Below are 26,241 nucleotides of genomic sequence, written 5' to 3'. Positions count from 1 at the left end.
GCCCCCCCCCCCCGCCCGCCCCGCCCGCGCCCCCCCAGCCCCTCCACCACCCCCACCGCCCGGCGGCCGCCCCCCCCCCCCCCCCCCCCCCCCCGCTGTCATGTCGGGGAGGCGGGTGGGCGTCAGGCGGCCGAGGCGGTCGCCGTCGACAGCGACCCGGTGGTACGGGTCTGCCGCGGAGCCGAAGCCCGCTCCGGGACCCGGCCGGTCGACGTGGCGGCGTCGGGTCGCTGCGGGGCGGCTGTGGGCGGTGTCTCGTCCGCCCGACGGGCCAGCCGGAGCGACTGTTCAGCGCTGCTGCGCGCCGCACACGGCCAGGGTTGGCCGGCGCAGAGCAGGTTGCGGCACGCGCCCTCCTCGTCCGACTCGTGTGCGGCCAGCACGTCGAGCGCGAGCTGCCAGAGCAGCGGATCGGTCACGTCGCGCGGACGCTCGGCACGCCGGCTCGCACGGTTGCTCATGTCGTCGGACATGGTGGTCCCCCCTGTCAGGCTGATTCCCCGAAACGTCTCCACTCGCACCGCCGGCAAAACCCCCCACCTGCTGTGATCTGCGTGGCAGCGCCGATGCGACCGGCGGGCGAGCCAGCCCCGCCCGAGATGCGGAGGCGCAGGTACCGACAGTCGGGGGAACAGGGGTTCTCTGACATCTGCTCGCGTCCCTTGACACGGGTCGGTACGGTGGCGTCCCACGTGCCTCCCGCCGAGGAGTGTCCTGTTGACGACCCTTCAGTCCATGCCTTCTGCCGCCGAGGAGGGTTCAGGCTCGGTCGTTCCCTACCGGACCGCATTCGAGCTCTCCCTGGACCTCGCCGGATCGGTCGTCCGGGTCCGCGAGCAACTACGGGCGTGGCTACGACAGAAGCGCTACGACGTGGAGCGCTTCGACGCGGGCGCGTCGACCCTGGCACCGGGTGTGGTGCTGCTGCACGCCGCCACGAACACGGCCTACGGATGGCAGCTGCGGGAAACGCGCAAGGACGGGGTGGCCTGGGTCAGCACGGTGGCCGTGGTAGGTGGCCGTTCGCCGTACCGGACCTGGGTGTCGGTCAACATCGAGCCCACCGCACCGCCCGGCGTCCCGGTCCCGACACCGCGGACGCCCGGGTTGGTTCGGCTGCTGCTGGACGCCGTCGACGCGTTCGACGGCGAGGCGCCGCTGCGCAGCGCGCCGGTCGCGGTCCCCGCCCCGGCCGTCGACGAGCTGCTGGACCTGGTCTGCGTCGAGGGACGGCGGTTGCCGGTCGTGGTGGCGGTGGCGCCCGGCGGTGAGCCGTTCGAGCGGTGGCGCCAGCTCGTGACACGGCTGATGGCCGACCTCCCCGGCCTGGCGAGCCTGTACATCCTCGATCCGACGGCCGCGCAGGCCTTCAACGACGGTATCGGCGCGACGCACGGGATCGGGCCGGGCAGTATCCGGACCTACCTCCCGGACGTCGATCCGGCGCTCGTCGAGGACGGGCTGCGCCACCGCGTGCTCAGCCGACGCCGTATCGAGACGGAGTCGCATCGCGCGGCCCGAGCGCTTTCGGCCCTGCCCCGGCAACTGGCCGCCAACTCCCTCCCACCGGCCGCCCTCAAGGGCCTGAACCTGTCACTTCGGGACTTCTTCCGCAGCGCAACCCGCCGGCCGACCGCCGACGACCAGCGCGTCGCCCTCGCGGACGAGGTGAAGATCCTCACCAGCCTGCTGGAGACGGCCGACGATGCCGACCGGCAGGCGCGGGCCACCATCAGCCGGCAACAGGACGAGCTGCTGGATCTCACCGCCGAACTGGAGTTCACCCGCAACGAGCTGGAGGGGCGCGACGCGACGATCCGGGCCCTTCGACAGCGGCTGGGGGAACTCAACCGGCACGCGGAGGCGTACGCCCCGCCCGAACTTCCGGATCCGTTGCCGAGTTCGTTCGCCGAGCTGTTCGACCGGCTCGACGTGCTCGCGCCCGACGTGGTGTTCACCGGCGACCGCGGTCTCGCCCTCGACCTGGACGAGCATGCCGCCCACTCGAACTGGTCTCAACTCGCCTGGCAGGCGATGCTCGCGATGGCCGACTACGCGCGGGCCAGACGCGACGGCTGGTCCGGTGGGGACTTCAAGTTCTGGTGCGAGACCCCGGCCGAGGGCGGCCGGGTCATCTCCGCCGGCAAGGTGGCCCGCGACGAGTCGCAGACCGTACGGAACAACCGGCGCTTCGCTCAGCAGCGGACGCTGCCGGTGCCGCCGGGCGTCGACCCGCGGGGTCGGGTCTTCATGGGGGCGCACGTGCGGCTCGGCACATTGGCAACCGTCTCTCCCCGGCTGCACTTTCATGACGACTCGGCCGGTAGCGGCGCCATCTACATCGGATATGTCGGTCGTCATCTGAGCAACACCGCGACCTCGCGGTCCTGACGACATCCGGGCGGGGCAGTGCGTCGTGCCGTCAGTCCGGCAACAGCGGCATCTCGACGCCCGGGTCCCGGCCCAGCAGCACCGCCCGGGTGAGCGCCGAGGAGCCGAACCGGTCGCGGACCGCGTCCACCGCGGCGTCCAGGTCGGCCCCGGGGTCGGCCTGGAACGGCAGTTCCGGCTGCACCGGGTTGTCGTCGAGGTTGCCCACCGAGACGCCGACCAGGGTGACGCCCCGCCTGTCGATCTCCGGTAGCGCGGCTTGCAGCAACGCCCGCGCGGCGGCGAGCAGCGGCACGGTGTCCGCGGTCGCCTTGCCGACGGTGTGCGAGCGGGTGGCCCGGGTGTAGTCGCCGAAGCGCAGCCGCAGCACCACCGTGCGCCCGGACCGCCCGGCCGCCCGCATCCGTCGGGTGACCCGGTCGACCAGGCCGGCCAGGATGGCGTCCAGCTCCGCCGGGGCATGCGGGGTACGTCCCAACGCGTGCTGCGCGCCCATCGAGCCCCGGCGGCGGCCGACCTGCACCGACCGGGGGTCGCGCATGTGGGCCAGGGCGTGCAGGTGCCGGCCGGCGCCCGCCCCGAGCAGGGACACCAGCGCGGCCTCGCCGAGCCGGGCCACCTCCCCGACGGTACGGATCCGGCGCTCCCGCAGCTTGGCCGCGGTGACCGGCCCGACGCCCCACAGCCGCTCCACCGGCAGCGGGTGCAGGAACTCCACCTCGGCGTCGGGGGCGACGACCAGCAGCCCGTCCGGTTTCGCCACCCCGCTGGCCACCTTGGCCAGGAACTTCGTCCGGGCCACGCCCACCGTGATCGGCAGGCGGACCCGGTCGCGGACCTCCCGGCGCAGCCGCTCGGCGATGTCGGCCGGTGCGCCGACCAGCCGCCGCAGGCCGCCCACGTCGAGGAACGCCTCGTCGATGGAGAGCCCCTCGACCAGCGGCGTGGTCTGCCGGAAGATCTCGAACACCGCCCGGCTGGCCTGCGTGTACGCCGCCATCCGGGGCGGCACCACGATGGCGTCCGGGCACAGCCTGCGCGCCTGCTGGCCACCCATCGCGCTGCGGACGCCCCGCGCCTTCGCCTCGTAGCTGGCGGCGAGCACCACACCACCGCCGACGATCACCGGCCGCCCCCGCAGGCGCGGGTCGTCGCGCTGCTCGACCGACGCGTAGAAGGCGTCCAGGTCGGCGTGCAGGATGTGGGCGCCGGTCGACACGTACACATGTTCGCACGAGGCCCGACCATCGCGGCAGTGAGCTGGGCGAACGCCCGATCAGTCGAGGCAGAACTCGTTGCCCTCGGGGTCGGCGAGCACGAGGTGACCGGCGCCGAGCGGGGGAGTGGGCTCGTGCCGTGCGAGGCGGGTGGCGCCGCGGGCGACGAGCCGTTCAGCCTCCGCCTCCAGGGCCGCCATCCGCTCGTCACCCGTGAGCCCGGGGGCGGCCCGCACGTCGAGGTGGACGCGATTCTTGGCCTGCTTGCCCTCCGGCACGCGCTGGAAGAACAGGCGCGGCCCCGCACCCTTGGGGTCGACCACCGCGGACGCGTCGTTGCGGCGCTCCGGCGGCACACCCATCGCGTCCAGTGCGGCGTCCCACGAGTCGAAGTCCCCGGGCGGCCCCTGCAACTCGTAGTCGAGGGCCTCGGCCCAGAACGCCGCCAGGCTGGCCGGGTCGGCGGCGTCGAACGTTATCTGCACCTCGCGGGCCATGACAGCTCCCTCTTTCCTGGTCTGGCTGGTCATGCCGCCACCCTCTCGTGCCTTGCGGACAGGATCGTTCCGCTATTCGTGCAACGATCGGCGGGTGACGGTGGAGGCGACGACGGAGCGGGTGCTGCGGATGCTGGCCCTGTTGCAGCGGCGGTCGTCGTGGACGGCCGCCGAGCTCGCCGCCGAGCTGGGTGTCACCGACCGCTGTGTGCGCCGTGACGTGCAACGGCTGCGCGCACTCGGATATCCCGTCCAGGCGTCGGTTGGCGTTGGCGGCGGCTACCGGCTCGGCGCGGGCACCCGGCTGCCGCCGCTGCTTCTCGACGACGAGGAGGCGATCGCTACGGCGGTTTCCCTGCGACTGGCGTCGGGAGGCACGGTCGCCGGGGCAGCCGAGGCGGCCCTGCGGGCACTCACGAAACTCGACCAGGTGATGCCGGCGCGGCTGCGCGCCGAGGTGCGAGCGGTGCACGGCTGGACGGAGACGCTCATCGGCCCGGTGGTCGAGATCGACGCGGAGCTGCTGGTGACACTCGCCCGTGCCTGTCGTGACGCGGTGCGGGTGCGGTTCCACTACGCCGGCCGCGACAGCGGTGAGCGGGAGCGGACGGTCGAGCCGGTCCGGATGGTCACCACCGGCCGTCGCTGGTATCTGATGGCCTGGGACGTCGATCGCGACGACTGGCGTACGTTCCGCCTGGACCGGATGCGGGCCACGGTGGCGACGACCTGGCGCTTCCCGGCGCGTGACCATCCGGATCCGATCGCCTTCGTGCAGCGGTCGGTGACCGACGCGCCCTACCGGTATCTCGCCCGGGTGCGGGTGCACGCCCCGCCCGAGCGCGTGCGCGAGGCGGTCCCACCACAGGTGGGACGCGTCGAGGCCGGTCGCGACGGCTGGTGCGTGCTCGTCGTCGGCGGCGACAGCCTGGACGGGCTCGCCGCGCACATCGCCCGCCTGCGCTACGAGGTGGAGGTGGTGGAGCCCGCGGAGCTGCGCGAGGCCGCCGCCCTGCTCGCCCGCCGGCTCGCGGCGATGGCCGGGTCGGCGTCGGAGCGCACGGTGTAACGCCGCAGCGACACCGGGCTGCCGTCCGGGGCGGTCCACGATGCCGTGCTGCTGCCCGTGTACCGCCATCCGGTGCGCTCGTACAGGGCGACGGCCGCGGCGCCGTCGGCGACCACCTCGAGCACCAGACGCACCCCGCGCGCGTCCGCCCAGTGCCGTGCCCGGGCCAGCAGAGTGCTGCCCAGCGCCAGCCCGCGGGCGGCCGGCGCCACGAAGAGCCGAGCCACCTCGGCCGTCGGATCGGCGCGCGGCTCGTCCGCCGGGTCGGGCAGGCGGTGCACCGCGACGTGTCCGACGATCGTTCCAGCGGGGTCGACGGCGACCCAGGCGCGCGCCGGGTGCGGCTCGCGCAGCCAGCGGTGCGGGTCGGCCGGCCAGTTCAGCGGATAGCGGTCCACCCGGTGGACGTCGGCGAGCGCCGCGATGCAGCCGTCGAGGTCGGCGGCACGCCGGCGGCGGACGCGCGGTGGGTTCACAGGTCGTCGAAGGGGCGGGCGTAGCGGAACTCGCCCCGGATCGACTCGCGCCATGCGTTCAGCGGCCGGGCCATGAAGTACCGCGGACCCCACGGCTGCGGCGGGGTGACGCCCAACTCGACGGCGGGCCGAAACCCGAAGCGCGAGTAGTACCCGGGATGCCCGAGCAGCACCACGAGCGGTTCGTCGCGGGCGTCGGCCGCGCCGAGCACCGCGTGCATCAACGCCGTGCCGACACCGCGACGCTGCCACGCGGGAAGCACGCCGAGCGGCCCCAGGCCCAACGCCACCGGCTCACCGCCCACCCGGCCGCGGGTGGCCACCACGTGCCCCACCACCTGGCCGTCCGAATCGGTCGCCACCAGGGAGTACGCGGGCAGCCAGCCCTCGTCGGCCCGCAGCGCGTCGACAAGCGTCGCCTCGACCGGCGTCGCCTCGACTTGCGGTGTGTCCACTTGCGGTGCGTCGACTGGCGTCGCCTCGACTTGCGGTGTGTCGACCGGCGTCGCCTCGACCGGCGCGGCGTCGTCCGTGGTCTTGGCGAAGGCGGCGGCGTGCACCGCGCGGATGGCGTCGACGTCGGCGGGGGTCTCGCGTCTGATCAGCACCGCGCCACGATACGGGTGTCGCCGGCAGCAGCTCCACGCGTTTACCGGTCGGCGATCGCCGATGACGAATGCCCCGGCCCGTCGATCCGCATGCTGCCCAACGCGACCTTCGTGCCGGGCGAAGCGACATCGACCCCGTTCCGCCGCGCTCCGGAGGCGTCGCGCGTGACCTGCGCGGCCCCGTTCCGCCGCGCTCCGGAGGCGCCGCGCGTGACCTGCGCGGCCCCGCTCCGCCGCGCTCCGGAGGCGCCGCGCGCGATCTGCGCGACCCCGCTCCGCCGCGCTCCGGAGGCGCCGCGCGCGACCCGCGCGGTCCGGCAGCGCGACCGGTGGGCATGATGCGGCAGAGCCATATACCTGTGAGTCATAAATATGACCCATAGGTATACCGCTCGTCGGAGTCATGGCCGCCCCGAGCGGTGGGCCGCGTCTGATTCCGCCGCCCTCAGCCGCCGCCCTCAGCCGCCGCCCTCAGCCGACGGCGGTCGCCGACGGAGGGGCGCTGCCACCCCGGGGCGACTCCGGGGCCATCAGCCGGATGATCTCCTTCTGGTCGGCCGGCGAGGGCAGGCCCCAGTGCGGTCGGTAGCCGTACACCTCGTGCAGTGGGGTGGAGCCGGTGCGGCCGTCCAGGATCTCCACGGCGTCCGTGCCGATCAGGCCGGGGTGTTCGACGCCGCACGCCTCGGCGACCTTGGTCAGGTCCCGGCGCAGCGTCCGCAGGTAGTTGGCCGCCCGGACGGACTTCAGCGTCGGGTCGAGGCCCCGGGCCAGCCAGGCGTTCTGCGTCGCCACCCCGGTGGGGCAGGTGTCGGTGTGGCACTTCTGCGCCTGGATGCAGCCGATCGACAGCATCGCCTCCCGACCGACGTTGACCATGTCGCAGCCGAGCGCGAACGCCACGATGGCGTTGTCCGGCAGGCCGAGCTTGCCGCTGCCGACGAACACCACCTGCTCGTGCAGGTCGTGTTCGGCGAAGACCTTGTAGACCCGGGAGAAGCCCTGCTGGAACGGGAGCGACACCGAGTCGGTGAAGATCAGCGGCGCGGCGCCGGTGCCGCCCTCGCCGCCGTCGACCGTGATGAAGTCGACGCCCCGGCCGGTGTCCCGCATCAGGCTGGCCAGCTCCTGCCAGAAGCTGAGGTCGCCGACCGCCGACTTGATGCCGACCGGCAGGCCCGTCTCGGCGGCCAGCAGCTCCACCCAGTCGAGCAGGCTGTCACAGTCGGAGAACTCGGCGTGCCGCGACGGGCTCACACAGTCCTGCCCGGCCGGGATGCCCCGGGTGGCGGCGATCTCGGCGGACACCTTCGCCCCGGGCAGCAGCCCGCCGAGGCTCGGTTTGGCGCCCTGGCTCAGCTTGATCTCCAAGGCCCGGACGGGGGCGCCGGCGACCAGGTCCTTCAGCCGGTCGAGACTGAACCGGCCGTGCTCGTCGCGGCAGCCGAAGTACGCCGTGCCGAGCTGGAAGACCAGCTCACCACCGTTGCGGTGGTACGGCGACAGGCCACCCTCACCGGTGTTCTGCAGGCACCCGGCGAGCGCGGCCCCCTTGTTCAGGGCGGTGATGGCGTTGCCGGAGAGCGAGCCGAAGCTCATCCCGGAGATGTTGACCACCGACTCCGGTCGGAACGCGCGTGCCCGATCCCGCGCCGCGCCCAGCACCTTCGCGCACGGCAGCCGTACGTCGTGTCCGGCCGTCGGGGACGACGGCGGCACGGCCCGGCCGAACGTGCGGTGCTTGATGATCGGGTAGCCGGGCGTGTGCTCGATGTCGTTGTCCGTGCCGAAGCCGAAGTAGTTGTTCTCCTGCTTCGCCGACGCGTACACCCAGCGACGCTGGTCGCGGGTGAACGGGCGTTCCTCGTCGTTGCCGGCCACGATGTACTGCCGAAGCTCCGGCCCGATGGCCTCCAGCAGGTACCGGGCGCGGCCGAGCACCGGGAAGTTGCGCAGCAGCGCGTGGTCGCGCTGGATCAGATCCCGCGCGGCGAGTGCCGCGACGGCGGCGGCGACGGCGGGTACGGCTCGACGGGCCCATGTCATGCTCGGCAACCTTTCCGCCCGCGCCGTCGGCCAAACCGACGCGCCGGCGACATTGCGCTGCTCAGGCCCCGGGTGCGTACTGCTGACCAGCGTCCGCCCGCGGCGGAGGCGGCACGGGATCACCCCGCGCCGCCTCCGGCGGAGGGTCAGTGGTGCGTGAACGACTGGCGGACCGTGCCGCCGACGATCGCGCACCACGTGCTCGTGCTGAGCTTGCCGTTGCGGGGCAGCCCGTGCAGCGCCTGCAGGTCCTGCACGGCCCCGCGGGTGGCGTGGTCGTACGCGCCGGTGACGGTGACCGCGTACCCCTTGGTCGCGAGGATCTCCTGGACGGCCGTGACCGGCGCGCCGGCGGCGTGCTGGTCGAGCTCGGGCGCCAGGGTCTCCCAGGTCGGCGTGGTGAGCGTGGCGTCCACGTCCACGGCGATGCCGTTGCGGGCCTGCCAGTCCTGCACGGCGGCCACGGTCGCGGCGTCGAACGTGCCGCTGACCGTCACGGCGTAGCCCTGGTAGGCCAGCAGGTGCTGCACCACCCGGACCGACGGCGAGTTGACGAACCGCCACAGATCCGGCCAGCGGCGGGCCGGCACGTCACCCAGCTTGGTGCCGAGGGCCGCGTGGACCCGCCGCCGCAGCTGCGGGAACTGCCGGTAGAACGCCGCCCCCGGGCAGTCGGTGGTGCGGAAGTCCCAGTGGCCGAAGATGTCGAAAGCGTGCAGCCCGTACTGCCGGCAGATGGCCACGCAGAGCTTGACCAGCGAGTCGGTCAGCGCCTCCGGTGGAGTCTCGGTGACGTACGTGCCCTCGTTCTCGATGCCGATGGCCCGGCCGTTCTCGCCCGGGCAGTGCGCCGAGATCATCTGGCGGTCGCCCGCTTCGAGGCGTTCCAGGCTGCCCCGGCGGCCCTCCAGCACGTAGCCGCCGCGGCTCACCGTGAAGTGCTGGCCGGTGTCCGACCAGCCGTTGCCGTCGATGTGCAGGTCCTGGCAGTCGTGGGCCAGCTTGACCGCCTGCTCGCGGGAGTAGTCGGTGACGTTCGGGAACGCCATGTGATGCACGATGATCTTGTTGGTGGGGATGGCGCTGACCGACAGCGGGTCCTTCGGCGGGCGGGCGGCCCACTCGTCGCAGCTGATGATCCAGTCCAGGTCGGTGCCGGGAGCGGCCTGCGCCGCGCCCGAGAAGGCGAGTTCGCTTCCGACGACGGCGACCGTGGCCGCGCCGAGACCGGCCCGCAGCAGCGTTCGGCGGTCCACTTCGGAATGGTCGACGTGCATGACATCTCCTCCTGCGGCCGACGGCGGGGGGATGAAAAGTAGCTCCAGTGGCCGCACGTACTCCGGAGAATATTGCCAAGACTCGTCCGCGCGCTAGACCCTCGGAAGCGGGAGCGGCGTTTCCCCGTCCGCTGGTGGGGGTAGGTCGGTGGCCTACCATCCCGGCTGCTCCGCATGGAGGAACGACCCTATGAGTGACAACGTCAGCGACGCGGTGGGCGACGCCCTTCGCTCGGTGATGCTCTTCCTGCCCAAGGCCGTCGCCTTCCTGGCGATCCTGGTGGCCGGTTGGCTGATCGCCAAGGCCGTACTGAAGATCGTGGAGAAGGTCCTCGAACGCGTGGGCTTCGACCGCGCCGTCGAGCGCGGCGGCATCCGCCGGGCCCTGAACCGCTCCCGGTACGACGCCAGCGACATCGTCGCGAAGCTCGTCTACTACGCGGTGCTGCTGCTCACCCTGCAACTCGCCTTCGGCATCTGGGGGCCCAACCCGATCTCCGACCTGATCACGGCCGTGGTCGCGTGGTTGCCCCGCGCCTTCGTCGCGATCGTCATCGTCGTGGTCGCCGCCGCCATCGCCAACGCCGTGAAGGACATCATCAGCGGCGCGCTCGGCGGGCTGTCGTACGGTCGGGTGCTGGCCGGTATCGCCTCGGTGTTCATCCTCGGCCTGGGCGTCATCGCGGCGCTGAACCAGATCGGCGTGGCCACCGCGGTCACCACCCCGGTGCTGATCGCGGTGCTGGCCACTGTGGGCGGCATCCTCGTCGTCGGGGTCGGTGGCGGCCTCATCCGTCCGATGCAGAGTCGCTGGGAGGCGTGGCTGACCCGCGCCGAGCAGGAGTCGCAGCTGATCGCCACGCACGCCCGTGCCTACCGGGCCGGTCGCCGCGACGCCGAGGCCGAACTGGCCCGCTCGACGGCCGCCCGCGCCGACGCGGACGCCACCCCGGTGACGACCCGGCCGTCCGACCCGGAGGCCACGCAGGTGGTGACCCGTCCCGCCGAGGCGGACGCGACGCAGGTGACGACCCGGCCGTCCGACCCGGAGGCCACCCAGGTGGTGACCCGTCCCGCCGACAGCGTCGACGACACCACGCAGGTGGTGGCCCGTTCGACCGACCCGGACACCACGCAGGTGGTGGATCCCCACCGTGACGCCGACACGACCCAGGTGATCAGCGGCGGGGTTCCGGGCCAGCGCAGCAGCAGCGACGACAGCGAGACCACGACGGTCATCCCGCCGGTGGATCCCCACCGGCGTTGAACCTCGGCGCGACGGCGGGGCGGGATCCACGCGGATCCCGCCCCGCTCCCGTCGGGCCGGCACGCCGAAAGCGCTGGCCGGCACCCTGACGCCGGTCTACCATCGCCGACATGACCTGGCGACATTGATCCAACGCCGTAGGCCGCACCCGTGGACCGCCACGGGCACCGCACGTCCGGTGTCCGTCTCCACTCCCACGGGAAGGCCCCATGACCCACCTCGCCTCGCGCGTGCCCGACCCGGCGGTCCGCCGGCTGTCGGTGACCCTCTACGGGTACGCGTTCCTCAGTGACCTCGTCCTGCTCTACCCGCTGTACGTGGTGCTCTTCGCCGACACCGGCCTGTCGGTGGGGCAGATCTCATCGCTGTTCGTCATCTGGTCGGCCGCCGGCATCCTGTTCGAGGTGCCGTCCGGCGCGTGGGCCGACGCGGTGTCGCGCCGGCTGCTGCTGCGCCTCGCCCCGCTGGTGACCGCCGCCGGCTACGCGCTGTGGGTGCTGATCCCGTCGTACCCGGCCTTCGCGGTCGGGTTCCTGTTGTGGGGCGCCGGCGGGGCGCTGGTGTCCGGCGCTCTGGAGGCGCTGGTCTGGACCGAACTGGACCGGCTCGGCGCCGCCGGCCGGTACGCCCGGGTGCTCGGTCGGGCACGGACGGCGGGTGTGCTGGGCGTGGTGGTCACCGGGGTGCTCGCCGGCCCGGTGCTCGCCATCGGCGGGTACCCGGCGGTCGGCGCGGCCAGCGTGCTCGCCTGCCTGCTCGCCGCCGCCGTCGCGGCCCGGTTCCCCGAGCACCGCCCGCCGCCCGGCGCGTCACCGTCCCGGCCCGTGCACGACCCGCCCCCACCGGCGTACGACCCGGCGGTTGCCGTGCCGCCCGTCGCCGCGTTGCGCGGCGATCACCCGCCCGAGTCGGCGACACCGGACGACGACGGCGACCTGACCTGGTGGGACACGCTGCGGGCCGGTGTGACGCAGGTCCGCTCCCGGCCCCCTGTGCGGGCGGCCGTCCTGCTGGTCGCTGTGGTGGCCGCCGACTGGGGCGCGCTGGACGAGTACACGCCGCTGCTGGCCGTGGACACCGGCGTCGGCGCGCAGGCCGTGCCGCTGCTGCTCCTGCTGCTGTGGGCCGGCGTCACCGTTGGTGGGCTGCTCGCCCCGGCGGGGGAGCGGCTGGGCCACCGGGGGTACGCCGTGCTGCTCGGCCTGGTCGCCGTCGCGCTGGCCGGGGGCGCTCTGGTCCGGCACCCGGCGGGTTTCGTGCTGCTCGCGGTGGCGTTCGGCGCCGCGCAACTGGCCACCGTGCTGGCCGACGCGCGGTTGCAGGCCCGGATCACCGGCACCAGTCGGGCCACCGTCACCTCGCTGGCCGGGATGGCCACCGACCTGCTGATCATCGGGACGTACGCCGGTTACGGTCTCGTCGCCACGGCGGCCGGCAACGCGGTGGCGTTCGCGGCGGCGGCCGGGGCGTACCTCGTCGTGGCGCTGGCGCTGCTGGCCCGCCGGCGACACTCCGGACCGACACCGTGACGGCTGGATCCCCACGATGACCTCGCGGCTCAGGTGTCAGGGCTGGTCGCCGTCGAGGTAGACCCAGTGGCCGGCCTCGCGGACGAACCGGCTGTGCTCGGTCAGCGTGCCCGGCCGACCCGCCTCGCGGTAGTGGGCGTGGAACGTCACCGTGCCGGTGGCGTCGAGCAGACCGCCGCGCTCGGTCTCGACGATCTCCAGCCGGGTCCACCGCTGCCCCGGGGTCAGCTCCAGCCGAGCGGGTCGGGTCGACGAGTGCCAACTGCGCAGCAGGTAGTCGGCGTCGCCGAGGGCGAAGGCGCTGAACCGGGAGCGCATCAGCGCCTCGGCCGTCGGCGCCTGCGCGGTACCGCCGTGGACCGGGGAGCAGCAGTCGGCGTACGCCTGGCCGGAGCCGCACGGGCAGACCCGTCCGGTCGTCGCGTTCGCCCGCCGGCCACCCGTACCCCTGCCCATCCCGCCATCCTGCCGCACCGCCGGGCGCCCCGAGTGGCCGGCCGTCAGCCGTCCAGCGCCACCGGCAGGGGGACCGGCCGTTTCGCGACCCGGTCGTCCCCGGACGACCGGCCGCGCAGGTGCCGGGCCACCCAGGGCAGCAGGTGCCGGCGGGCCCAGGCCAGCTCGGCGCCGAGCACCTCGGCGCGGCGTCGCAGCGGCGCCGGCGGCAGCGGCGCCGTCCAGGAGTCGTCGAACCCGGGCAGACCCGCGGTGTACGCCAGCGCGGCGGCGATCCGCGCGTGCCCGGCGCTGTTGGCGTGCAGCCGGTCGTCGCTCCACAGCCGCGGATCGGAGGAGACCGGATGCGCTCCCAGGTCGAGCAGCGTGGCCCCGGTCTGCGCGGTGGCCGCGCGCAGGGCCTCGTTGAGTGCCAGCATCCGGCCCCGCAGCGGCCGGGCCAGCGGCATCACCGGCGCCGGGTCCGGCATGGTGAAGGTCAGGACGGTGGCGCCCTGCCCGACGAGCGCCCGCTGCATCGCCGCGATGTCCTCGGCGACCTGGTCCGCGTCGAAGGAGGGGCGCAGCACGTCGTTCATGCCGGCGACCACGGTGGCCAGGTCGGGGGCGAGATCGAGGGCCGGCTGGAGCTGCTCGGCGCGGATTCGCGCGGTGGTCCGGCCACGGATGGCCAGGTTCGCGTACTCCAGGCCGCCCTGGGCGCGCGCCACCGCCAGGGCGAACCGGTCGGCCCAGCCCCGGTAGCCGCCGGCGTCGTCCGGATCGTCGAGCCCTTCGGTGGTGCTGTCGCCGATCGCCACGTACCGCTGCCACATCACCCGGGCGAGGTTAGCCCCCGCCCGGACGGTGGCGGGCCGGTGGTCGACGGGCAGTGATGGTTGACGATTCTCCCTAGACTCGCACCATGACGCGTTCCCCCGCGATATCGCTCGCCCCGAACGTCTGGCGGATCCCCACCGTGGGGCGTTCGGCCGTCAACTCGTACGCCTTCGTCGACGACGACGGCAGTGTCACGCTCGTCGACTGCGGGCTGGCCAAAGCGCCGGCCCGGATCGTGCGCGGGTTGGCCGCGATGGGCAAGGTGCCGGCCGACGTCACCCGGATCGTGCTGACGCACGCGCACCCGGACCACGCGGGTGGCGCGGCCGAACTGGCCCGCCGCACCGGCGCCCCGGTGGCCGCGCACGCCGACGACATCCCGTACGCCGAGGCCGGCCACAACCCGCCCGCAGACCCGGCGGTGACCGGCGGCCGGTTCTTCACCCGGGTGGCCGGCGGCCGGTTTCCCGCCGTGCGGGTGGCGCAGCCGCTCGCCGACGGCGACGTGCTCGACGTCGGCGGCGGCCTGCGGGTGGTGCACACCCCCGGGCACTCGCCCGGTCACGTGTCGCTGCTGCACGAGCCGACCCGACTGCTGATCACCGGGGACGCGCTGTTCAACGTGCTCGGCGTCCGCTGGTCACCGAAGTTGCTGTGCAGCGATTTCCGGATGACCCGGCAGACCTCCCACGTGCTCGGGGAGCTGGAGTACGACATCGCCGCTTTCACCCACGGCCCGGAGCTGACCGACCGCCCGCGGGAGCGGATCCGCGCCTTCCTGAGCCGCCCGCGCTGACTTGCCCGCGCTGACCGCTCGCGGCCGCGATGCCCACCATCGCGCCGCGGCTCAGAGCCAGCCGGAGCGGCGGAACAGGCGGTACAGGGCGAGGGCCGCCGCCGCCATCAGGGCCAGGGCCCCGGCGTAGCCGTAGCGCCACGCCAGCTCGGGCATGTGGTCGAAGTTCATGCCGTAGACGCCGGCGATGCCGGTCTGGGTGGCCGCGATGGCCGCCCACGCGGCGATCTTGCGCATGTCGTTGTTCTGCTCGACGGCGAGCTGCGCCAACCGGGACTGCACGATCGAGGTGAGCAGGTCGTCGTACGCCGCCACCCGGTCCACCGCCCGGGCCAACCGGCCGTCCACGTCCACGAACCAGCGGTGCAGGGCACGCGGCGGCCCGTCGGCGCCCGGGTCGAGCAGCATCCGCATGGGCGTCTGCAGGGGCAGCACCGCCCGCTTGAACTCCACCACCTCCCGCTTGAGCTGGTAGATGTGCTGGATGTCGGCCGAACGGTCGCGGGCGAACACCGCCTCCTCGACCCGCTCCAGGTCCCGCTCCACGTGCCCGGCCACCTCCAGGTACGTGTCGACCATCCGGGCGCAGACCGCGTACGCCACCGCCCAGGGTCCGGCGGCCAGCAGCGCGGGGCGGCGCTCGATGTCGGCGCGGACGTCGCGCAGCGCACCGGCGGCGCCGTGCCGCACGGTGACGGCGAACCGGTCGCCGAGCAGCACCATCACGTCGCCGGTGTCGATCACCTCGGAGGTGTCGGTCAGCTCGGCGTGCTCCACGTACCCGGCGGTGCGCAGCACCAGCAGGGTGACCGGCCCGTGCCGCTGCACGGTGGGCCGGTGCCCGTCGGCGAGCGCCTGCTCGACGGTCAGCTCGTCGAGGCCGAAGGTGCGCCCCACGGCGGCGAGCACGGCCGGCCCCGGCTCGTGCAACCCCAGCCAGACGAAGGCGCCGCGGCCCCGGCGGGCACGGGCGTACGCGTCGGCGTAGTGCGGCCGGCCCGGCTCGCGTCGGCCGTTGACGTAGACGGCACAGTCGACCACGGCGTCCGGATTGGATCGGCGGGGCGTGGGAGCCTCACCGCCCGGGCGGCCGAGCAGCCGCCGGGCCAGGGCGCGTACGCCTCGACCGGCCCGGTCCCGTACCGCTCGCTGATCCACGACGCGCCCCCTCCCGCGCACCGACGCGGCCACGGTGCTCGCAGGGCATGGTGCCACCGGATTCTGCCCAGCGGCGTCTGGCTCCCGACAGCGGGGGCTGTCGGCTCAGGCGGTGCGGGTGGCGAAGACGACGATGTTGTCCACGTAGTTGCCGGTCGTGTCGTCGAACCGGCCGCCGCAGGTGATCAGGCGCAGTCCGGCGGCGTCCGCCGGGCCGTAGACCAGGCCGCTGGGGAAGCGGTCCTTGGGGTACGCGTGAACGCCGTCCACTGTGAACGTGGTGACCCGCGCGTCGGCGCGGGTGACCTGGATCTCCTGGCCGGCGCGCAGTCGACCCAGGTCGAAGAAGACCGCCGGGCCGGCCGGCGAGTCGACGTGTCCCACCAGGACGGCGTTGCCGGTCTCTCCGGGGCTGACGCCGTGTCGGTACCAGCCGGCGAGGGTCGGCTTGTCCAGCGGGGGGACTTCCAGCACCCCGGCGGCGTCCACGCCGACGGCGACGATCTCCGCGCGTACACCGATGGCCGGAATCTGGACCCGGACGGGCGCGGCGCGGGGCAGCGGGGCCAGGTCCGGCGCGGGCCGGGTGTGTGTCGGCGCGTCGACCGGCGGGCGTGGGGGACGCGCCGGCTCGGCGGAGAGGCCGACGGTGATCAGCCCCAGCCCGGACACGCCGAGCAGGGCGACCACCGCCGGCAGGGTCCGTCGCCTCCACACGTGCTGACCTCCGTAGGGATCGTCGGGGTGCCCGTGCCGGTGTCACCGGCACGGGCACCCGTCCTCAGGGATGGAGCGCGTCGCCGGTCAGGCGACGGTGGACACCGGACGACGCCGGCGGAACAGGAGCACCGCGCCAGCGGCGGCGGTGCCGAGCAGGGTGCCTCCGGCGGCGAGGGCGCCCGCGTCGCGACCGTCGCGGTTGTCGCCGCCCGAGCCGGCCGGGGCGCCACCGATCGGGGTGACGGTGAACGTGGCGCTGCCCGCCGAGCTGCCGTCGCCGCAGGTCGCGGCCACCGTGTACGTGCCGAGGGTGAACCCGGCGGTGAACAGTTCGGCGCTGAGGCCGCCGCCGGCGGCGGCCGTGGTGGATCGGACGTTTTCGTCGCGGTTGGGTCCGGTGACCCGGAAGATGACGTCACCCGACTTCGGGTTGCAGGTCGTCGCGGTGAGCACGACGGTTCCTCCGACCGGCGTGGTGGCCGGTGACACGACGGTGTCGGCCAGTGCGGCGCCCGGCAGCAGGAGCGTGCCGAGGCCCACGCCGAGCGCCGCAGAGCAGAGTGCTGTTGAGACCTTCATACGCGTCTTCCCTCACTTTTCGTCCGCTGACTGCGTGGGACGTCGTTCGGGTGGCCAACTCCGTGACTAGCACCGGTGTGCCCAACACTAGGTCGGTTGGGACCCCGATCAGGTGAAAATGAGAAACCTTCGTTGCCGTCACGTGTCCACCCGAAGGCGGGGGAGAGCAGCGCTTAGCCCCGGACGGCCCGAGGGGTGCCGGTGCTCCGATCGATGTCCGCTCGGGTCGGGCTGTCGCGGCTGGGCCGATGGCGAGGTATGGCCCAACCACGGCGGGAATGCCCGCCGGCCCGCTCAGCCGGCCCGCTCGGCCGGTGCCGGTTCGGGCATCGGCTCGCCGGTCTCCAGGAGGGTCTTGAGGTTGGCCAGCAGCTCCGGCCAGCCGCCGCTGCCGTCGAGTTGACCGCTGATCGCCCGGTGCATCTCGCTGTCCGGAGAGAAGTCGTCGTGGATGACGGTCAACCGGACGGCCGAGGGCCCGTGCGGCTCGATCTCGAAGGTCACCGTCGACCGGCGCTCGCCGAGCCGAGCGGCCAACTCCTCGGTGGACCAGCCGAAGTGCTCGGCGTGCTCGGGTTGGAAGCCGTGCCAGCTGTAGGAGAGGCGACGGTACGGCTCGGCGACCAGCACCCGCTGGCCGAGATCGCGAGGCTCGCCCTCCGGCGCGTCCTGCCACAGCACCGGTGACCCGACCTGCCAGTCGGACACCAGCGCGACCCCACCCCAGTAGCGGCGGGTGAACGCGGGCTCCGTGAGCGCGGCCCACAGCCGCTGCGGGGTGGTGGTGACGTATGTCGTGTAGACGAACGTGGGGCTTGCCATGGGCTGTTCCTCCAATGCGGTGCTCAGGTCGGCGAGCGCTGCCGCCCGCTGCCGGTCGTAGCGGCTCAGCCACCGGTCGGCGATGGCGTTGATCGGAGCGGCGTTGAGGAAGTGCACCTTCTCCCGGCCGCGCCGGACGGTCGTCACCAGGCCGGCTGCCTCCAGCACCGACAGGTGCTTGCTGACCGCCTGCCGGGTCGTCGGCAACCCGTCGCAGAGCTCTCGCAGGGTCTGGCCGTTGCGTGCGTTGAGCCGGTCGAGCAGCCGCCGCCGGCCGGGATCGGCCAGTGCCCGGAACGCCTCGTCCATCCGCCGCCCCCCTGAAAAGCAACCATTTGGTTGCCGATAACTTAGGCAACCGAATGGTTGCATGTCGACCTCGCGTGGGGTCGAGTGGCCGGAGCGGCGTGTGCGGCCGCCGGGGCGGTGTGGCAGCGTGGTGCGGTGACCGATTCCGCCCCGCTCGACGTCGATCTCGCGCTGCTCGGCGGCGGGGGCGCCGCCTCGCTGCTGCTCGCCGCGCTGGACCGGCACGGCGTCCGCGACCTGCGGATCGCCGTCGTCGACCCGGTGCGCCGGCGCGGCCAGGACCGCACCTGGGCGTTCTGGGGCGACCCGAGCGCCGACCTCGACCCACTGCTGAGCGCGAGCTGGCGGCAGGTCGAGGTGGCGACGCCCGGGCGGCGCCGCGTCCTCGACCTGACCCCGCTGCGGTACGCCATGCTGCGCTCCGGCCCGGTCTACGACCGGGCTGCCGAGGCCGAGCGTCGGCTGGACGCCATCCGGATCGTCGCCCCGGCCGAGACGGTGACCGACGACGGCACCCGGGTGGTCGTCCGCACCGGCGACGGGCGTGTCGTACGGGCCGGCTGGGTGCTCGACTCCCGGCCCCGCCCACCCGCGCGAGCCGGGCGGACGACCTGGTTGCAAAACTTCCGCGGCTGGTGGCTGGAGTCCGACCGACCGGCGTTCGACCCGCGGCGGGCGGTGCTCATGGACTTCCGCACCCCGCAGCCCGCCCGGGGCGTCTCCTTCGGCTACGTGCTGCCGGTCAGCGACCGGTACGCCCTGGTCGAGTACACCGAGTTCTCGCCCGGCCTGCTCACCGACGCCGGGTACGACAGGGCGCTGGCCGGCTACCGCGACCTGCTCGGGCTCGACCCGGCGGGGCTGCGGGTCCGCGAGGTGGAGAACGGGGTGATCCCGATGACCGACGCGCCGTTCTCGGCCCGGCCCTCGCCGCGCGTCGTCCGCCTCGGCACGGCCGGGGGCGCGACCCGCCCCTCCACCGGCTTCACTTTCTCCGCCATGTACCGCCAGGCCGACCAGGTGGCCCGCGCGCTCGCCGCCGGCCAGCCGCCAGTGCCGAAGGCCGCGTACCCGGCCCGGCACCGCTGGATGGACGCGGTGGCGCTGCGCGCGCTGGACCGGGGCGGCGTCGGCGGTCCCGAGTTCTTCGATCGGCTCTTCGACCGCAACCCGCCCGAGCGGGTCCTGCGCTTCCTCGACGGCGTCACCACCCCCGCCGAGGAGATCGCGATCATGAACTCCACTCGACTGCTGCCGATGATCGCCGCCACGGCCGGCGACGCGGCGCACCGCGTGCGCGACCGGCTGCGGCCCGCCCGGCCCGCGCCGGCCATCCCGGCGGCCGTGGTGGGCCGGCCGCTCCGGCCCGTAGCCGACTCGGAAACCTGACCCGGGCCGGTCAGCGCCGGGCGGTCACCCGGTCGCGGATCAGCACGCGCAGGTCCTCCATCGGGTCACCGTCACCGGCCCCGAGCAGCGTCTTCGTCGCCGCGATAGTCAACCCCAGCTCCGGGTACGCGTACGCGAGGCTGCCGCCGCTGCCGGCCGCGCCGAACGAACCGTCGTCGTCCACCGCGTACCCGAGGCCCCAGGTCGCCTCCTGCCCGAACACCCACTCCGGTCCGGGCGGCCCGTCCAGCGTCGTCGCCTCCCGCAGTCGGGCCGGCGAGATCAGCCGGACACCGTCCACCTCGCCGATCAGCGCCGCGAGCATCCGTGCCGCCGCCCGCGCGGTCACGGTGCCGGTGGCCGGGACGTCGGCGGCCAGGACGTCGGCGCGGCTGCCGACCTGCGCACCCGGTCGGACGCCCGCCGGGGCGACCCGGTCGAAGTTCGGCAGGTTGGCACTCGCGTAGTCGAACAGCGCCGCCATGTTGCGGTCCTCGACACGGGCCAGCCGGCCCAGCTCGGCCGCCGGAACACCGAGGTACAGCTCGTCGGCCACACCGAGTGGCCCGGCCACGTCCTCGGCGAGCACCGCCGAGACGCGCCGGCCGGTCACCCGGCGGACCACCTCACCGACCAGCCAGCCGAAGGTCCACGCGTGGTACGCCTTCACCTCGCCGGGTGGGGCGATCGGCTCCGCGTCGGCCACGACGGCGCACATCCGGTCCCAGTCGGTGAAGTCCTCCGGCGTCACGTCAGCGGGCAGGACGGGCACGCCGGCGGTGTGGGTGAGCGCGTGCCGCAGGGTGATCCGCTCCTTGCCGTGCCGGGCGAACTCCGGCCACACGTCGGCGATCCGCAGGTCGTAGTCCAGCTCGCCGCGCTCGGCCAGCACGTGTACCACGGTCGAGGTGACGGCCTTACCGGTGGACGCGCTCCAGACCGGGGTGTCCGCCCCCAGTGCCCGGCCGGTGGCCCGGTCGGCGATCCCGGCCTGCACCGCCAGGATCGGCTCGCCGTCGAGGTACGCGGCGACCTGCACCCCGGATTCCCGGCCGCTGGCGATCAGCTCGTCGATCGTCTGCCGTACGTCGGCCCGCAGGCCGTCCCAGTTCCCGTCCACGGTCGTCGACTCTGACAGAGCAGGCAGCGATCGCGCGCATGATTATCGGCCACCGGCGCGACCTGCGCGGTGCCCTCAGTCGGTGAGCAGCCGCCCCCGCAGCCGAGTGGTCAACGACTCGTTCACGTCGAGACGGTCGGTGGCGTAGCCGACCACCGACCCGTACGCGGCGGTCAGGTCGGCCAGGAAGTGCCGGATGACGGCTTCGGGGGCGCGACCGTACCCGGGCCAGCGCAGCTCACGCTCGGGGTTCAGGGCCCGCCAGTCGGCGATGAGGCGCTCGGTGGCCAGCTCGGTGCGCGCGAAGTCGGCGACGATCTGCTCCTCGTCGACGCCCAGCAGGGCCAGCAGCAGCGCGGCCAGCAGGCCGGTGCGGTCCTTGCCGGACGCGCAGTGGAAGACGAGCGGCGCTTCGGCGGCGGCGATCACCTCCAACGCCTGGCGCAGCTCGGCGACCCCGTCCTCGGCGACCTCGGCGTACCGGTCGGCGACGTAGCGCCACGGGTCGACCGTCTCCTCGATCGTCGCCTGATCGTAGGGGCGGTGCTCGATGCTGAGGTTGTGCCAGGCCAGCCCGTCGATCTGCGGTGCTCGACCCCGTGCGGCGATCTCCCACGGATACCGCAGGTCGATCACCGTGCCGACGCCGAGGGCGTGGAACCGGTCCAGGTCGGCGCCCGCCAGCTTGCCCAGCGAGTCCGAGCGGTAGAGCAGGCGCCAGCGGACCGTACGCCCGTCGTCGGTGCGGTGACCACCGAGGTCGCGGAAGTTGTGCAGACGGTCGAACGCGACGTGCCGGTCCATCCGGCAGACCCTAGTGCCTCCGGCCCCGGCGTGGCGGCCCCCGACGGGCCAGCCCGAGGTCACCGCCCGGTAGGTTGCCTGCCATGGTGGACGCGGCGGCCGGCAGGGGCGTGCAGATCTGGACCGACGGGGCGTGCAGCGGCAACCCCGGACCGGGCGGCTGGGGTGTCCTGCTGCGCTACGGCGACCACGAGCGGGAGCTGTGCGGTGGCGAGGCGACCCCGACGACCAACAACCGGATGGAGCTGATGGCGGCCATCCAGGCCCTGGAGAGCCTGAACCGGCCCGTCACGGTCGAGCTGCACACCGACAGCACCTATGTGCGTAACGGCATCACGAGCTGGCTGGCGTCGTGGAAGCGCAACGGCTGGCGGACGGCCGCGAAGCAGCCGGTCAAGAACGCCGACCTGTGGCAGCGGCTGGAGGCGGCCTGCGAGCGGCACGAGGTCACCTGGCTGTGGGTGAAGGGGCACAACGGTCACCCGGAGAACGAGCGCGCCGACGGTCTGGCCAACAAGGGCATGACCGAGGCGCGGGCGGCGCTGGCGAGCCGCTAGGTCGTCCGCTCGGTTCGGCGGGTCGCGTCGGGGTGCCCCGGCATGCTCGACCCGCCGCCGCTGCTGCCGGAGGAGCCGCCGGTCATGCCCGAGCTGTTGTCCTCGGTGACGATGTCCGGTGGCACGTCGGTGTCGGCCGGCGGGGGGACCTCGGTGTCCGCCTCGACCTGCACCAACGGCACCTGGCCGGCCTCGTCCTCGCTGTGCTGCGGGTCGCCCGGCAGCTCACCGTCGCGCTTTCGGTAGCCCACGCCGTGCCCCCCGTCGATGCCGGTCCGCGTCGGCCGTGGCTACCCGGCGTCGTCACCCACGAAACCTCGCGCGGCGGCAGCAGCCGTCGGGGTGGGCGGGGCCGGCTCCGGCGCGGCGCTCGGCAGGCGCAGGGACCGCCGACGGGTGTCGGGCCGGCCGGAGCCGCCGTGCCCGCGTACCGCGCGGCTCGTCGCACCGCCGTCAGCGGCGGCGGCCCCGGCGGGTCGGGGCGGCGGCCCGCGCGGGGCGGCGTACCGGTGTGAGCGCCAGGGCCGTCCAGTGTGCCGGCCGGCTCAGCGTCGCCGGCAGCCCGGTGCGGACGTCCCCCCGGGCGGCGTCCACCTGAGCCTGGTGCAGGAACAGGGTGGCTCGTAGGTCCGCGCCGCGCAGGTCGGCCCCGCGCAGGTCGGCGCCCGTGACGTCGGCCAGACCCAGGTCGACGCCGCGCAGGTCGGCGCCGACCAGCAGCGCGCCGCGCAGGTTGGCCCGGCGCAGGTCCACCCGGCGCAGGTCCGCCCCGAGGAGCTGCGCCCCCCGCCGGTCGATCCCGCCGGGGGAGCGGGCCGCGTCACTGACCTGCGACAGGAGCGGGTTGACGCGGGCCCGGTGCGCGTCGACGTCCACGGTGCCCAGCCGCGCCGGGTCGCTCTCGGCGAGCGCGGCGATCTCGGCGCGGGCGTGCTCCAGCTCGGCGCGCAGCGCGGCCGGTGGGCGCAGCGACACCGCCTCGCCGAGATACCAGAGCAGTTCGTGCAGCGGACGCAGCACCGTGAACGCCTCGGCCATCGCGGGCAGTGTCTCCGGGGCGTCCCGCCAGTCCCGGCCACCGAAGGTGACCTGGGCGACCTGCTGCCCGGCCCCGAAGCAGTCGAAGACCGTGCACCCGGCGAACCCCCGCTCCCGCAGCTCCGTGTGGATGCCGCAGCGGTGGTCCGGGCGCAGGTTCGGGCAGGCCCGTCCGGCCGGCTTGTCGATGGCGAAGTCGGCCGACGCGGCGAAGGCGGGAACGACGCAGCACAACCCGAAACAGCGCGCGCAGTCGGCGCGCAGCTGCGCCGACTGCGACGGCGGCGCGGGATGGGTCGACACGGGGAAACGGTCCTCCTGGCGATCGACGACGACCCCCATTGTCCCGCGCCTCATCCCGACCCGGTGGGTCGGGGGTCACCGTCCGTGCGCGTCGCCGGCCGTCGCGGAGCGAGGAGCGGGGGTACGCGAACCATCCGGCGGCGGCACCAGCCGGCGGATCTCTCGCTGCCCGTCGCCGCCGCCGTACTTCTGGTCGAAGTGCCTGCGTACGGTGGCGGCCGGCGTGCGGTCCCCGTCGACCGGCTCGGCCAGGGCGAACACCTTCGGGGCGCCGCCCGGCGCGCGCGGTGGCAGCACGGCCCGCACGGTCAGCGGCCCGGTCACCTTGAACACACCGCAGTCGACGTAGTGCTGCCCCTCCACACTCACGTAGGGCACCTGCACCTCGACCACGTCGGAGTCGTCGTGGCGCAGCGTGACGGCGACCGACCAGTACCGCTCCAGGTTGACCGTCGCCTGCTCGTGCTCCCACAGCTCCTCGAAACGGGCGTGCACGAACCCGCCCCAGGGGCTGTCCATGTCGACCTCGAGCTGGGGCACGTTGAACGACAGCTTCCCGATCGGGAAGAACGAGATCAGCGCCCGGCTGTCCCACTGGTAGAGCTGGATCGACGGGGACGCGTCGTAGAGCCGAACCTGCAACCGGTGCCGCAGTCGGGCGTCGAGCGAGTCCTGGAACAGCGCCAGGTGCCGCAGGTTGGTGCGGATCTGGCGCGGCACGTCCACCCGCTGCCGCTCCAACTCCTCCGAGCGCTGCTGCGCGGCCGTGCAGTCCGGGTCCAGCAGGAGCAACTGCACCTGCGCGCCGTTGGCGAGCGCCGCCCGCACCCCCCGCAGCGCCTCCTCGCGTTGCGTGTCCTCCAGCAGGATCGTCCAGGTGTCGAGGATCCGTACCCGGCGTCCGGAGCGGTGCAGCCGGGTCACGAAGGCGTGCTGGTCGAAGCTCAGGTGCTCCTGCACCCGCGCCCTGCGGGCCTCCTCGAACAGCGGGTCGAAGATGACGTACGAGATGGCCGCGAGGACCACGCTGGAGCCGATGTTGAGCAGCAGGTCGCTGAGGAAGCCGCTGCTGCGCCAGGCGGCCAGCAGCAGCACGAGGGCGATCCCGAGCAACGCCCCACCGACGCCGAAGGCACGTCGTTGTCGGCCGCCACGGTCGCCCCGACCAGCCCAGTCGGGCATCCGGTCCCCTTCCGTCCTGGCCCCGCCGATCATCGAGATGCGGAGGATACGTGCCGGCTTTGCCGCTCGCTGTCCCGTTCGCGACCGACGGGTTCGCCGACCGGGCCGTCTCGACCGCTTCTCAGGTGACGGTAACGGGGCAGGGCGACTGCGGAGGGTAGGGGTGGATGGACGACGACGAACGCGAGAAGGCCCTGCTCGCCGCCCTGACTGAGCTGACGACCCTCAGACCCGTCGCCAGTCGTCGGTGGTCAACGCGGCGGCCTGCGGGCCCATCAGCAGCATGCCGCCGTCGACGGGCCAGGACGCCCCGGTGACGTAGCTGGCGGCGGGGGAGGCGAGCAGCGCGACCACGGCCGCCACCTCCCGGGCGTCGCCGGGCCGTCCCACCGGCACGCCGGGCCGCTCCTGGGTGAACGGGTCGACGTCCTCCTGACCGGTCATCGGCGTGGCGATCTCGCCCGGAGCGACGGCGTTGACGGTGATCCCGTCGGCGGCCAACTCCTGGGCCATCACCCGGGTCAGCAGCCCCAGGCCGCCCTTCGCGGCGCAGTACGCGGCCGAGCCCACCCGGGGCGCGTGCTCGTGCACGCTGGTGATGTTGATGATCCGTCCGCCCGCGCCGGCGGCCCGCATCCGCCGCGCGGCCCGTTGCGCGCACAGAAAGGGCGCGTCGAGGTCCACGGCGAGCACCTCGCGCCACTGCTCCCAGCCGGTGTCGACGAACGGGGTCGAGCCGCCGATGCCGGCGTTGTTGACCAGCACCCCGATGCCGCCGAGTCGGTCGGCCAGCTCGTCGATCACCGCGGTCGCGTCCGGCAGCCGGGTGAAGTCCGCCTCGGCGATTTCGCACCGCCGTCCGGTGGAGCGGACCTCGGTCGCCGTCCGCTCGGCGCCGTCGGGGTCGCCGTACCAGGTGATGCCGATGTCGAAGCCGGCCTCGGCCAGGGCGACCGCGCTGGCCTTGCCGATACCGGAGTCCGCGCCGGTCACGACGGCGATGCGGGGGTACGTGTCGTATCGATGGGGCATGGACGGGCAGTACCCCGGTCACGCCCGGCGTACCGTCGCCGGATGCGGATCACCCGATTCACGCACTCCTGCGTCCGCGTCGAGCACGACGGTGGGGTGCTTGTCGTCGACCCGGGGACCTGGAGCGAACCACGGGCGCTGGTCGGCGCGGACGCCGTCCTGGTCACCCACGAACACGTGGACGTGCTGCGCCTGGCCGGGCTGGGCGTCCCGGTGTATGCCCCGGAGGGCGCCCGGCTGCCCGACCTCGCCCCGCTGCCGGTGACGCGGGTACGCGCGGGGCAGCGCTTCAGAGCCGCCGGCATCACGGTCAGCGCCCACGGCGGTCGGCACGCCGCCATCCACGAGGGCCAGCCGGACTGCCCCAACCTCGGCTACCTGATCGGCGACGGGCTCTACCACCCGGGCGACTCGGTGCACGTGCCGGACGAGCCGGTGCACACCCTGCTCGTCCCCGCCCAGGGGTCGTGGCTACGCCTCGACGAGGCGATCCGCTTCGCCCGAGCGGTGGACGCCGCCGCCGCGTACCCGATCCACGACGCGCAGCTCAACGAGCGCGGCCTGGCCAGCGTCGCCGGCTGGTTCGCCGAGACCATCCCCGGCTACCGCCACCTCGCCCCCGGCGACACCGCCTGAGCGACCGCGCCCTCGGACCGCGTCTGTGGGTGGTCGGAGCACACAACGACATCGACGAGCGTGTCGGTCGGGCTCATGTCGGGTGTGGCCTGCGTCACGGTAGCTTCGGCGCACGCCGACGCCCCCGCCGGCGCTGCCAAGGAG

General features: G+C 73.9%; 27 protein-coding genes. 8 read left to right on the top strand and 19 right to left on the bottom strand.

Annotated elements, in window-relative coordinates:
• Nucleotides 1-122 precede the first annotated feature (122 nt).
• Entirely contained in the window at nucleotides 123-461 is a 339-nt protein-coding gene (locus ACFYPH_RS17020; protein ID WP_387182686.1) for a hypothetical protein, read from the bottom strand.
• Between the two features lie 274 nt (nucleotides 462-735).
• On the opposite strand from ACFYPH_RS17020, the gene ACFYPH_RS17015 reads away from it, so the two are divergent.
• Nucleotides 736-2,391 carry a hypothetical protein gene (locus tag ACFYPH_RS17015; RefSeq protein ID WP_363940179.1) on the top strand — a complete coding sequence of 552 codons (1,656 nt, stop codon included), beginning with the start codon at nucleotides 736-738 and terminating at the stop codon, nucleotides 2,389-2,391.
• Nucleotides 2,392-2,422: 31 nt separating this feature from the next.
• On the opposite strand, the gene dinB is transcribed toward ACFYPH_RS17015, so the two are convergent.
• Nucleotides 2,423-3,610 carry a DNA polymerase IV gene (dinB, locus tag ACFYPH_RS17010; RefSeq protein WP_363940177.1) on the bottom strand — a complete coding sequence of 396 codons (1,188 nt, stop codon included), beginning with the start codon at nucleotides 3,608-3,610 and terminating at the stop codon, nucleotides 2,423-2,425.
• Nucleotides 3,611-3,667: 57 nt separating this feature from the next.
• Nucleotides 3,668-4,105, bottom strand: coding sequence for a VOC family protein (locus tag ACFYPH_RS17005; protein WP_387183146.1), 438 nt, complete (start codon nucleotides 4,103-4,105; stop codon nucleotides 3,668-3,670).
• A 94-nt stretch (nucleotides 4,106-4,199) separates the two neighbouring features.
• Between ACFYPH_RS17005 and ACFYPH_RS17000 the strand changes: the two genes are divergently transcribed.
• The gene (locus tag ACFYPH_RS17000) at nucleotides 4,200-5,174 is read left to right on the top strand and encodes a helix-turn-helix transcriptional regulator (protein ID WP_387182682.1); all 975 of its coding nucleotides are present in this window, start codon (nucleotides 4,200-4,202) and stop codon (nucleotides 5,172-5,174) included.
• On the opposite strand, the gene ACFYPH_RS16995 is transcribed toward ACFYPH_RS17000, so the two are convergent.
• The 4 genes from ACFYPH_RS16995 to ACFYPH_RS16980 form a co-directional block, all read right to left on the bottom strand.
• Complete coding sequence (locus ACFYPH_RS16995; protein ID WP_387182680.1) at nucleotides 5,069-5,650, bottom strand: GNAT family N-acetyltransferase; 582 nt, start codon at nucleotides 5,648-5,650, stop codon at nucleotides 5,069-5,071. The genes ACFYPH_RS17000 and ACFYPH_RS16995 overlap by 106 nt on opposite strands.
• Nucleotides 5,647-6,258, bottom strand: coding sequence for a GNAT family N-acetyltransferase (locus ACFYPH_RS16990; protein WP_387182677.1), 612 nt, complete (start codon nucleotides 6,256-6,258; stop codon nucleotides 5,647-5,649). Before ACFYPH_RS16990 ends, ACFYPH_RS16995 begins: the two co-directional genes overlap by 4 nt.
• Nucleotides 6,259-6,729: 471 nt before the next feature.
• Nucleotides 6,730-8,304: an FMN-binding glutamate synthase family protein gene (locus ACFYPH_RS16985; RefSeq protein WP_363940170.1), complete on the bottom strand. Its 1,575-nt coding sequence runs from the start codon at nucleotides 8,302-8,304 to the stop codon at nucleotides 6,730-6,732.
• A gap of 146 nt (nucleotides 8,305-8,450) precedes the next feature.
• Complete coding sequence (locus tag ACFYPH_RS16980; protein ID WP_387182674.1) at nucleotides 8,451-9,581, bottom strand: peptidoglycan-binding protein; 1,131 nt, start codon at nucleotides 9,579-9,581, stop codon at nucleotides 8,451-8,453.
• A 190-nt stretch (nucleotides 9,582-9,771) separates the two neighbouring features.
• Between ACFYPH_RS16980 and ACFYPH_RS16975 the strand changes: the two genes are divergently transcribed.
• Complete coding sequence (locus tag ACFYPH_RS16975) at nucleotides 9,772-10,848, top strand: hypothetical protein (protein ID WP_354861264.1); 1,077 nt, start codon at nucleotides 9,772-9,774, stop codon at nucleotides 10,846-10,848.
• A gap of 209 nt (nucleotides 10,849-11,057) precedes the next feature.
• Entirely contained in the window at nucleotides 11,058-12,377 is a 1,320-nt protein-coding gene (locus tag ACFYPH_RS16970; RefSeq protein ID WP_387182670.1) for an MFS transporter, read from the top strand.
• 36 nt (nucleotides 12,378-12,413) lie between these two features.
• Here the strand turns inward: ACFYPH_RS16970 and ACFYPH_RS16965 are convergent, their stop codons facing one another.
• Both ACFYPH_RS16965 and ACFYPH_RS16960 read right to left on the bottom strand, forming a co-directional pair.
• Nucleotides 12,414-12,833: a YchJ family protein gene (locus ACFYPH_RS16965; RefSeq protein ID WP_387182667.1), complete on the bottom strand. Its 420-nt coding sequence runs from the start codon at nucleotides 12,831-12,833 to the stop codon at nucleotides 12,414-12,416.
• A 44-nt stretch (nucleotides 12,834-12,877) separates the two neighbouring features.
• Nucleotides 12,878-13,648, bottom strand: a complete 771-nt coding sequence (locus tag ACFYPH_RS16960; RefSeq protein WP_387183143.1) for an SGNH/GDSL hydrolase family protein — start codon at nucleotides 13,646-13,648, stop codon at nucleotides 12,878-12,880.
• An 89-nt stretch (nucleotides 13,649-13,737) separates the two neighbouring features.
• Between ACFYPH_RS16960 and ACFYPH_RS16955 the strand changes: the two genes are divergently transcribed.
• Entirely contained in the window at nucleotides 13,738-14,448 is a 711-nt protein-coding gene (locus ACFYPH_RS16955) for an MBL fold metallo-hydrolase (protein WP_354861271.1), read from the top strand.
• A 51-nt stretch (nucleotides 14,449-14,499) separates the two neighbouring features.
• On the opposite strand, the gene ACFYPH_RS16950 is transcribed toward ACFYPH_RS16955, so the two are convergent.
• The 4 genes from ACFYPH_RS16950 to ACFYPH_RS16935 all read right to left on the bottom strand — a co-directional run bounded on the left by ACFYPH_RS16950 (nucleotide 14,500) and on the right by ACFYPH_RS16935 (nucleotide 18,036).
• Nucleotides 14,500-15,606, bottom strand: a complete 1,107-nt coding sequence (locus tag ACFYPH_RS16950) for a magnesium and cobalt transport protein CorA (RefSeq protein ID WP_387182664.1) — start codon at nucleotides 15,604-15,606, stop codon at nucleotides 14,500-14,502.
• Between the two features lie 105 nt (nucleotides 15,607-15,711).
• Entirely contained in the window at nucleotides 15,712-16,323 is a 612-nt protein-coding gene (locus tag ACFYPH_RS16945) for a class F sortase (RefSeq protein ID WP_387182661.1), read from the bottom strand.
• Nucleotides 16,324-16,410: 87 nt separating this feature from the next.
• Nucleotides 16,411-16,905 carry a hypothetical protein gene (locus ACFYPH_RS16940; protein WP_354861277.1) on the bottom strand — a complete coding sequence of 165 codons (495 nt, stop codon included), beginning with the start codon at nucleotides 16,903-16,905 and terminating at the stop codon, nucleotides 16,411-16,413.
• A gap of 294 nt (nucleotides 16,906-17,199) precedes the next feature.
• On the bottom strand, nucleotides 17,200-18,036 hold the full coding sequence (locus tag ACFYPH_RS16935; RefSeq protein ID WP_387182658.1) for an ArsR/SmtB family transcription factor: 837 nt from the start codon (nucleotides 18,034-18,036) through the stop codon (nucleotides 17,200-17,202).
• Between the two features lie 117 nt (nucleotides 18,037-18,153).
• Between ACFYPH_RS16935 and ACFYPH_RS16930 the strand changes: the two genes are divergently transcribed.
• Nucleotides 18,154-19,425: a lycopene cyclase family protein gene (locus tag ACFYPH_RS16930; RefSeq protein WP_387183140.1), complete on the top strand. Its 1,272-nt coding sequence runs from the start codon at nucleotides 18,154-18,156 to the stop codon at nucleotides 19,423-19,425.
• Nucleotides 19,426-19,435: 10 nt separating this feature from the next.
• Here the strand turns inward: ACFYPH_RS16930 and ACFYPH_RS16925 are convergent, their stop codons facing one another.
• Nucleotides 19,436-20,545, bottom strand: coding sequence for a serine hydrolase domain-containing protein (locus tag ACFYPH_RS16925; protein WP_387182655.1), 1,110 nt, complete (start codon nucleotides 20,543-20,545; stop codon nucleotides 19,436-19,438).
• A gap of 75 nt (nucleotides 20,546-20,620) precedes the next feature.
• A complete protein-coding gene (locus ACFYPH_RS16920) occupies nucleotides 20,621-21,349 on the bottom strand; it encodes a tyrosine-protein phosphatase (RefSeq protein WP_387182652.1) in 729 nt (242 codons plus the stop codon).
• A gap of 83 nt (nucleotides 21,350-21,432) precedes the next feature.
• Between ACFYPH_RS16920 and rnhA the strand changes: the two genes are divergently transcribed.
• Entirely contained in the window at nucleotides 21,433-21,906 is a 474-nt protein-coding gene (rnhA, locus tag ACFYPH_RS16915) for a ribonuclease HI (RefSeq protein WP_387182648.1), read from the top strand.
• Here rnhA and ACFYPH_RS16910 read toward each other — a convergent pair.
• The 4 genes from ACFYPH_RS16910 to ACFYPH_RS16895 all read right to left on the bottom strand — a co-directional run bounded on the left by ACFYPH_RS16910 (nucleotide 21,903) and on the right by ACFYPH_RS16895 (nucleotide 25,461).
• Nucleotides 21,903-22,157 carry a preprotein translocase YidC gene (locus ACFYPH_RS16910; protein WP_355068283.1) on the bottom strand — a complete coding sequence of 85 codons (255 nt, stop codon included), beginning with the start codon at nucleotides 22,155-22,157 and terminating at the stop codon, nucleotides 21,903-21,905. The genes rnhA and ACFYPH_RS16910 overlap by 4 nt on opposite strands.
• A 202-nt stretch (nucleotides 22,158-22,359) precedes the next feature.
• A complete protein-coding gene (locus ACFYPH_RS16905) occupies nucleotides 22,360-23,247 on the bottom strand; it encodes a pentapeptide repeat-containing protein (RefSeq protein WP_387182645.1) in 888 nt (295 codons plus the stop codon).
• A gap of 75 nt (nucleotides 23,248-23,322) precedes the next feature.
• Nucleotides 23,323-24,429, bottom strand: a complete 1,107-nt coding sequence (locus ACFYPH_RS16900; RefSeq protein WP_354863023.1) for a DUF5919 domain-containing protein — start codon at nucleotides 24,427-24,429, stop codon at nucleotides 23,323-23,325.
• 225 nt (nucleotides 24,430-24,654) lie between these two features.
• Entirely contained in the window at nucleotides 24,655-25,461 is an 807-nt protein-coding gene (locus tag ACFYPH_RS16895) for an SDR family oxidoreductase (RefSeq protein WP_355068287.1), read from the bottom strand.
• 42 nt (nucleotides 25,462-25,503) lie between these two features.
• Here ACFYPH_RS16895 and ACFYPH_RS16890 point away from each other — a divergent pair, with 42 nt between their 5' ends.
• Complete coding sequence (locus ACFYPH_RS16890) at nucleotides 25,504-26,097, top strand: MBL fold metallo-hydrolase (RefSeq protein WP_387182640.1); 594 nt, start codon at nucleotides 25,504-25,506, stop codon at nucleotides 26,095-26,097.
• The last annotated feature ends 144 nt before the right edge of the window (nucleotides 26,098-26,241 follow it).

This window comes from Micromonospora sp. NPDC005252 (assembly GCF_042872475.1).
Classification (GTDB): domain Bacteria; phylum Actinomycetota; class Actinomycetes; order Mycobacteriales; family Micromonosporaceae; genus Micromonospora.
Note: the sequence above shows the minus strand (reverse complement) of the source record. Positions and strands in the feature narration are given on the sequence as shown.

Coding starts and splice junctions, on each gene's coding strand:
- ACFYPH_RS17020 (WP_387182686.1), bottom strand. CDS start 461: ATGAGCAACCGTGCGAGCCGGCGTGCCGAGCGTCCGCGCGACGTGACC.
- ACFYPH_RS17015 (WP_363940179.1), top strand. CDS start 736: ATGCCTTCTGCCGCCGAGGAGGGTTCAGGCTCGGTCGTTCCCTACCGG.
- ACFYPH_RS17005 (WP_387183146.1), bottom strand. CDS start 4,105: ATGGCCCGCGAGGTGCAGATAACGTTCGACGCCGCCGACCCGGCCAGC.
- ACFYPH_RS16985 (WP_363940170.1), bottom strand. CDS start 8,304: ATGACATGGGCCCGTCGAGCCGTACCCGCCGTCGCCGCCGCCGTCGCG.
- ACFYPH_RS16980 (WP_387182674.1), bottom strand. CDS start 9,581: ATGCACGTCGACCATTCCGAAGTGGACCGCCGAACGCTGCTGCGGGCC.
- ACFYPH_RS16975 (WP_354861264.1), top strand. CDS start 9,772: ATGAGTGACAACGTCAGCGACGCGGTGGGCGACGCCCTTCGCTCGGTG.
- ACFYPH_RS16970 (WP_387182670.1), top strand. CDS start 11,058: ATGACCCACCTCGCCTCGCGCGTGCCCGACCCGGCGGTCCGCCGGCTG.
- ACFYPH_RS16965 (WP_387182667.1), bottom strand. CDS start 12,833: ATGGGCAGGGGTACGGGTGGCCGGCGGGCGAACGCGACGACCGGACGG.
- ACFYPH_RS16960 (WP_387183143.1), bottom strand. CDS start 13,648: ATGTGGCAGCGGTACGTGGCGATCGGCGACAGCACCACCGAAGGGCTC.
- ACFYPH_RS16955 (WP_354861271.1), top strand. CDS start 13,738: ATGACGCGTTCCCCCGCGATATCGCTCGCCCCGAACGTCTGGCGGATC.
- ACFYPH_RS16940 (WP_354861277.1), bottom strand. CDS start 16,905: ATGAAGGTCTCAACAGCACTCTGCTCTGCGGCGCTCGGCGTGGGCCTC.
- ACFYPH_RS16935 (WP_387182658.1), bottom strand. CDS start 18,036: ATGGACGAGGCGTTCCGGGCACTGGCCGATCCCGGCCGGCGGCGGCTG.
- ACFYPH_RS16920 (WP_387182652.1), bottom strand. CDS start 21,349: ATGGACCGGCACGTCGCGTTCGACCGTCTGCACAACTTCCGCGACCTC.
- rnhA (WP_387182648.1), top strand. CDS start 21,433: ATGGTGGACGCGGCGGCCGGCAGGGGCGTGCAGATCTGGACCGACGGG.
- ACFYPH_RS16900 (WP_354863023.1), bottom strand. CDS start 24,429: ATGCCCGACTGGGCTGGTCGGGGCGACCGTGGCGGCCGACAACGACGT.
- ACFYPH_RS16895 (WP_355068287.1), bottom strand. CDS start 25,461: ATGCCCCATCGATACGACACGTACCCCCGCATCGCCGTCGTGACCGGC.
- ACFYPH_RS16890 (WP_387182640.1), top strand. CDS start 25,504: ATGCGGATCACCCGATTCACGCACTCCTGCGTCCGCGTCGAGCACGAC.